At 44.1% G+C, this 7366-nt stretch carries 6 protein-coding genes; all 6 read right to left on the bottom strand.

Features of this window, described 5'->3' with window-relative positions; all coding sequences use genetic code 11:
* Positions 1-519: 519 nt before the first annotated feature.
* On the bottom strand, positions 520-714 hold the full coding sequence (locus O9334_RS23020; protein WP_045362137.1) for a hypothetical protein: 195 nt from the start codon (positions 712-714) through the stop codon (positions 520-522).
* The gene (locus O9334_RS02285; protein WP_045362134.1) at positions 708-1355 is read right to left on the bottom strand and encodes a Uma2 family endonuclease; all 648 of its coding nucleotides are present in this window, start codon (positions 1353-1355) and stop codon (positions 708-710) included. Before O9334_RS02285 ends, O9334_RS23020 begins: the two co-directional genes overlap by 7 nt.
* Positions 1356-1393: 38 nt before the next feature.
* On the bottom strand, positions 1394-1861 hold the full coding sequence (locus tag O9334_RS02280) for a DUF29 domain-containing protein (RefSeq protein ID WP_045362131.1): 468 nt from the start codon (positions 1859-1861) through the stop codon (positions 1394-1396).
* A complete protein-coding gene (locus O9334_RS02275) occupies positions 1858-4206 on the bottom strand; it encodes an HD family phosphohydrolase (RefSeq protein ID WP_287999014.1) in 2349 nt (782 codons plus the stop codon). The genes O9334_RS02280 and O9334_RS02275 overlap by 4 nt, the downstream gene beginning before the upstream one ends.
* A 741-nt stretch (positions 4207-4947) precedes the next feature.
* A complete protein-coding gene (locus tag O9334_RS02270) occupies positions 4948-5559 on the bottom strand; it encodes a 4Fe-4S single cluster domain-containing protein (protein WP_045362123.1) in 612 nt (203 codons plus the stop codon).
* A gap of 81 nt (positions 5560-5640) precedes the next feature.
* Positions 5641-6822, bottom strand: a complete 1182-nt coding sequence (locus tag O9334_RS02265) for an RtcB family protein (RefSeq protein WP_045362120.1) — start codon at positions 6820-6822, stop codon at positions 5641-5643.
* Positions 6823-7366: the final 544 nt, after the last annotated feature.

Genomic DNA, 7366 nt, shown 5'->3' with positions numbered 1-7366 from the left:
TAAGTACCTAAGCAAAATTAATTACACATCTAAGCCACTACTCCGTCAGACTTCTGGTGTGAGGAAACAGTGAACTGAAAACTCAAATCCGATCCCTAATAGCTGTCTCCCGTCTCCCGTCTCCCGTCTCCCGTCTGCCGTCTCCTGACGACCGTCTCCGTTCGGACCTCGGCGTGAGCTTTTGTCGAACGCAAAAGCTCACGGCCGAAGCCTGTCTCCTGTCTCGACTAGGAAATTAATTTTGCACGACTACTTAGTATTTGAATTGATAAAAATAAATTTATTTGATGTTGTCTGTGGAGATTTTTTGGGTAATATAAGCCGCTCTCTTGTTTATTACAACGCCAATTCAAAAACTTGTTCAGGAAACCCAAGAGCAATTACTAACAGGCTGGAATGACTTCTAATCGTTAGTCTCACTGAGTCTAGTTGAGAAAACCACCATAACCAGCATTGATTATTAACTAAAATTATCTAGGGCTTGCTGAATAAATCTAAAAACCTTGTTGGATAAGGCTTTTAGACTTTTTTGACCTCAAAAAGTGCCGACCATTGGAGTGATCGGGGGGAAAATTCAGGTGCTTTTTCCCTGAAAATTAGGTAACTGACTACCTCAAAATCGGTAAAACCCCACACCCTACACCCCACCCCCCCGATGTCGGGGGGGGGTTGGGGGGGCCACACCCTGCCCCCACCAACAAACTTTTTCAGCAAGCCCTATCTAAAGCTTCAAATTGACGTAAAGCAAGACTAGAACCTTGGCTCCAGCCTAATTCTACATAATAGGGAAAAAGTTTCTTGATATTTATATCGGGAAAGAGACGACTGTTTTCGCTTTCTTGATAACTGTCTTCTATTAACAGATATATTTTTAATTCTTCCCGACGATAAACCCACAATTCGGGTATTTTCAACAATTGATAAGCCTCTACATCAGTCAGGGAAGTAAAATCCACTTCTATAGCTAAATCGGGAGGAGGATCGACAGTTAAATCAATTCTCTCTTTGCCTAAAATTGCCTGTCTATTATCAATATAAAAACAAGTATCTGGTTCTACTCCTGCTTCCCCCGGCATTTTCAAGGTAATCGGATCAAAACATTGCCAGTCTTTGCCTTGGCGACGGAGGATAATTTTTACTAAATCCCTTAATGTATCAACACGATTGCCATGACTTGGTAAAGGAGACATAAGCCTAATTTCTTGAGTTTTGCGATTAAAATAGAGTTTGGGATAGGTTTTTTGGAGACGTAAACTCAGCAATCTTTCGTAATCTTCCCAAGTCTGATGGGTAAAAATAACTTGACTGCCAGGAGATAAAGATAAAGTATTTTCGTTGAGAGTAATTAGTAGCATTTTGGTAATTATCCTTGATTTTTAGCTGTGGGATTTAACTAATTTCGCTCTGGCAACCAATGCCTATCAAGCATTTGTTCGAGAGAATAGGGACAATTTAGAGGAAAATTGTGAGGAGATATTTCAGTTTTTTGCCCGACAATAAAAACGGCATCTTGATAAATTCTTTCTTGGTTATCTAGGAGATATTTTTCTAAATTTGTACTTAAATATCCATTTAGATGCACTCTAAAAGTAGCTATTTCTCCTTGCCAATGCCGATGATGTAATTCAAATTCTTCTGACCAATATTGCCAGAGCAAAAGATGAATAATTATCTGTCTTAAAAAACTCTCAACTCGATTTTTATCCCGTTTGCTCAAAGCCTCCAACTCCTCGATTAAATGTTGAATATCTAACTCAGCTAGACGATTTTCCTTGAGAAGTTTAATTGTTTCAGTCAACCAGAGATGTTCATCTTGTTCGTAGAGAAATTGTAACTGATTTAGCCAAGTATCTTTTTTCATATTTTTTTGGCTGAGGAGACTTCTAAAACTGCTTTCGGGTAGGCAATGCGTTGATGGTGGAATTGTTGCCAAACTTGCACAAAAACCTCGGCAATAATTGGTAATTCCTCCTGACGAATACCACTATCTACTAATTGTTGATCGCGCCATCGGGCCTGAAAAATCTTTTTGATCATATCCATGGCTTGTTCTGGGGAGGCCTCCTTCAGCGATCGCAAAGCGGCCTCGCTACTATCGGCTAACATGACGATCGCCGTTTCTCGCGATTGGGGAATCGGACCATCGTAGCGAAAGGCCGCCTCATCGACGAATTCTTGACCATTTTGGGCGGATTTTTGCAAAGCTTGCTGATAAAAATAGGAAATTAAGAGATTGCCTTGGTGTTCAGGAATAAAATCGCGGACTACTCGCGGTAAACCGTGTCTGCGGGCCATGACTAACCCTTCGCTAACGTGCTTTTTAATAATCTCGGCGCTGACGTAGGGATCGTTAATTTCATCGTGTTTATTCGGGCCACCCATTTGATTTTCAATAAAACCGAGAGGATCGTGCATTTTCCCGATATCGTGATAGAGGGTTCCCGTGCGAATTAATTCCACATTACAGTGCAGTTTTCGAGCGGCCGCTTCAGCTAAACAGGCGACAAAAAGGGTATGTTGAAAAGTACCCGGCGCTTCCGTGGCCAAACGTTTGAGCAAACTACAATTAGGATTGGACAACTCCACCAGACGAATGGGAGTCACCACATCGAAACAGCGTTCCAAATAGGGGGATAATCCTAGGGCGATTACCGTCCAAGCTATCCCCGATAGACCATAGACGAGCGCCGTGGGTAGTAGAGTATAGATGACCGTGCTGGCCGTGGCGCTAACGATCAGGTAGGTGAGCAGATAAACACCCCCTTGACTGACTCCGATTCCCATCCCTAGGAGCGATAATTCATCCCGGGAGCGCAATTTTGCCGCTATCATCGCCGCTAATAGTCCCCCCATCGTCCCGGCGATTAAATCGGCGCTGATGCCTTGGATGCTGAATAGGGAAAGACCGGCAGTTAAGAGGACTTGGGTGACGGCCAGAGTCGGGCCATAGAAACTGCTGACTAATAAACCCACGGCTGCCAGATTGGTAAAGGGAATATGGGCGATCGCTAGGATCGGTGTGGTAAAACTTAGCAAACCCAAGAGAATAAAATCCCGGTGACGCAGAGGCCGATGGAGACGTTGGGCAACGAGGCAAAAAGTCCCGATCGCGCTGGTGACAAGGATTGCCGTTGACCCTAAACCCATCCAGTTAATGCCCCGTTCGCTTAAACCAAAACCATCGATGAGAACAAACTGAGCTTGAGTAATTTTTTCGCCTGCTTTAACGATAATTTGACCGGTTTGAGCGTTAGACATGACCATATCTACCGCTTCCACTGCTTTAGTGGCTTGTTCTTTGGTTGCCTCTCGATCTTCTATCAGGTTCGTTTGTCCCTCTAGGGCCGCCAGAAGGATATTTTCGGCTAAAGACTGCTGACGACGGGTTAGGCGATCGCTGCTAATCTGCACGGCGATGGTATCCTGTAGGTGACTGGTGGAAATCCCGGGGGGAATGCCTTGTACCAAAATCCGGCGCCCCGCTTGCAGGACGGCTTTTTCTAGGTTTTGCCACTCTCGATCGCCCATTTGGGCCGCTGTGATCAGATCGGCATATTTGAGTTTATTTAAGCTGGAATGCCGATAATTTTGGCTGGTTTGCTCCTGTATTTGCCGTAACTGCTCCAATCGATCGATAAATTGCTCAAAGTTTCCCTTCGTCACGCGCTGACCATAGGCTTGGATTTCCTGCATAGCATATTCCTGCTCTTTTGTCAAGGGTTTTGCAAAAGATTCTTTATGGTTGAGGCCGCTTTGTAGAGTTGACCATTGAGCGGCAGAAAAGGTGAGCAGCGTTCCCAGTGTGGCGTTAGCAATAGTTCTGCTCAGTAAAATCGAATTTTTTGGCAAAATTGGGCTAATTTGACTTAATTGCCCTAAAGTGTCCCGTAGCGATCGCTCAATCTGGGCGGTGGTTTGGGGGTCTCTTTTCAGCCGGGGAAGCAGTCCAGCCCGAATTTTTTGGCGTTTGAGGGCGGTGGTTTCTTGGTCTTCAAAACGGGCATCTTCGGGGGCGATAATTGTGACTGGAGAAATAGTCCCGACGGCCAATTTCGGCTGATTATAGAAACGATAACCGACCACGCTAGTCAGACAACCAACGGTAAACAGGAAGATTAACGGTCGTCGAAGTTTACCTAGGGAGTAAGAGCGAGATTTTCGGGCAGAATCAGGAAAAACAGTGAAAGAATGCAGAAAATGATTCATAAATTCCAGCTAAATTCTATAAACTGCGCCACCATGCCCAGGGAAAAAATACCGGCAACTTGGTTTTGTGTCCCCTTTCTATTTTAAGGATTCCCTGTACAAAAAAATTTTTTCTCGATCGGGGTTGGGGGTTGGGGATTTCAGTTATCAGTTATCAGCTTCTGAAGGCAAGGGGCAACAGGCACTCGTGCAGAAGACAGAATCTGGCAATTCTCCTACCTAAAAAGAAGGTTAGAAACTAAGCACATCAAAGCTTTTAGCTTAACCAATTAGGTTTTAGATTCGGCCCTGTTATCAGTTATCAGATGTGAGTTGTCAGATGTGATAAGCTGCCCGCGCATTTAAATTGCTTGTTGAGACGAGGCAAGAGGCACTCTTGCAAGAGGCAACAGTAAAGGGATTGGGGGAGATTCGGCTAATCTTAAGAATAAGCGCTTTAAATGCGTCTTAGCTTACCATTTTTCACAAGTAATGGCAGAGATGGTTAATTGCCCTCACCCCTAACCCCCCCCTGCCCCCCACCCCCCCTGCCCCCCCGACATCGGGGGGGGCGGGGGGGCAGGGGGGGTAAGATACCTGCCAAGAATAAAGAAAAATGGTATCGAGTGATACTAAACGTCGGGACAGATAAACAGTTATAAGGTCGGTCAAGCGGTTATTTCAGGTCTATGGCTCCTTATTTCATGCCTAAACGTTTCGCACTACTGTTTACTGATTACTGTTCACTGATTCTGGGCCTGATCAAGAAATAATCTGTCCCCAAAATCCCGTAAAAATTCGGGTTCCGTCTTTGAGAATATGAATTTCCACTTGATCCGATGCCCAATTAATCTGATCTTCCCAAGCGGGATTGAGGATGTGAATCCGTTGATTGCTAGAAGAAACGGGAGAATCGGGGGAATGAATAGCCAGGGATTCCACATAGGCCCCATCCACCAAAATATCTAACTGGGCCAATAATTCTTGAGAGTGGGGCGGTGCTTGGGTTGAGCGCAATTGTTTGATCGTAAATCCCGTGAAGGACATCACATTTAAGCCTTTTTCCTTAACATATTTAGCTAATTCTGTCAAGGCTTTTGCTTGCCAAAAAGGTTCACCTCCGGAGAAAGTTAGGCCTCTATTGCGGGGATTAGCCAAAATTTTGGCAGCTAGAGACTCAACAGTAATTAATTGATTGATCTCGAAGGACCAGGAAGCTTGATTAAAACAACCCCGACACTGGCGAGAACAACCCTGTACCCAGACCACCGCCCGACAGCCGGGGCCGTTAACGGCGGATTCATCCACATAGCCCATGATATTGAGATGATGGGCGGGAATTTGCCCTAATTCGGCAGCAATAGTCAGACTCATCGCTTATAATCCTCGATCGATTCCTATCTTTTTCATGCTAGGGAAAAAACGACAAAAATTGATCGCTCTTGCCATGATTTGTTAACCTTTGACACACATCACCTGCTTGAGAGTGGCGACAATTTCCACGAGATCAGCCTGTTGATTCATCACCTGTTGGATCGGTTTATAAGCTCCCGGAATCTCATCAATAACGCCCTCATCCTTGCGGCATTCAACCCCTTCGGTTTGGGCGATTAAATCATCAAGAGTAAAGATTTTTTTAGCCAGATTTCTCGACATCAAGCGCCCAGCCCCGTGGGAACAGGAACAGAAGCTATTATGTTCCCCTTTGCCTTTGACAATATAAGATTGCGCTCCCATGGAACCGGGGATAATACCATAATCGGTTTCTCTAGCGCGGACGGCTCCTTTTCGGGTGACATAAACCTCCTCCCCAAAATGAATTTCTTTTTCGGCATAATTGTGATGACAATTAACTACTAAGAGGGGTTTAGTTGGTTTGCCTCCCGCTAGATGTTTTTCAACAATGCGTTTAAATCTAGCTATCATAATTTCCCGATTATAACGGGCATATTCCTGGGCCCATTGTAGATCGTGCCAGTAGGCGGCAAATTCTTCTGTACCGGCGACAAAGTAGGCCAGATCGAGGTCGGGTAATTTACATTCTGCTAGTTTGGCTAACTCTTTGGCAGTATCAATATGACATTGGGCCAGTTGATTACCAATACCTCTAGAACCGGAATGGAGCATTAACCAAACTTGATTGTCTGTATCTAAACAAATTTCGATAAAGTGATTACCACCCCCCAGAGAACCCATTTGTTTAAGGGCTTTTTTCTCTAGGTTTTGTACGCCTCGATGAATCTGTTTAAATTCCGCCCATTTTGGCCATTTAGTTACTTCCCGATCCACTTCTTTATTTTCCGCAAAACCGACGGGAATATTCGCCTCCACATCGAGGCGAATTTTTTTAAGTTTTCCCTGCAATTGTTCACCGGTGAAAGGCATTTTTAGGGCAGCCATGCCGCAACCGATATCGACCCCGACGGCGGCGGGAATTACGGCATCTTTGGTGGCAATAACCGAACCGACTAAAGCACCTTTACCCAAGTGAACATCGGGCATTAAAGAAATGTGTTTATAAACAAAAGGTAGGGAAGCGACATTTTTGGCCATTTGGGTTTCTTGGGGTCCCAATTCATGCCCCGCCCAAGATAAAATCGGTGTCGGTGTGGAAAGTTCCAGAGTTTCGTAAGTCATATTTTTTATGAAAAAATCAGATAAAAAGCGGATACAACTAAGACAATAAGGCAATTGAGATTCTGCGATAAATTTAGATAAATTGTTATCAGTGATCGTGTTTTAACACAGAGGATAAGCTGTTGACTATCTAAATTAGAGTTCTTGCATAATTAATTTTTGAGAGGGCAAAAATGAGAAAAATAAGCATAAAATTGCATAAAATTGCTAAATAGAGCATTTAATCTATATAATGCTCATTCTTAATTCTCCTGACGACCGACTACTGGCTACTGACTCCTCACCTCACGGAAGATTTTTGATTTTTGCAAGAGGTCTATTACTCGTTCAGACTGCCCCCAGGAGAATTTTTCACTTTCACCGGAGGTTTACCGACTACTGTAATACTACCAAAAAGGTTCGGATACCTACACTATCGAGAAAGCGGGGTTATTTTGCACTATAGAGATAACGAAGGAACTGATAGGGGTAGGTATCGCCTAAAAACCGAGTACAGTTCCGATTCTAGAATTCACTATAGTTGTATCGGAGCAGCACAAAGATT

It is taken from the genome of Microcystis sp. LE19-8.1F, from assembly GCF_027531715.1.
In the GTDB taxonomy this organism is placed as follows: Bacteria; Cyanobacteriota; Cyanobacteriia; order Cyanobacteriales; family Microcystaceae; genus Microcystis; species Microcystis wesenbergii_A.
This window is presented reverse-complemented; position numbering and strand designations above follow the sequence as displayed.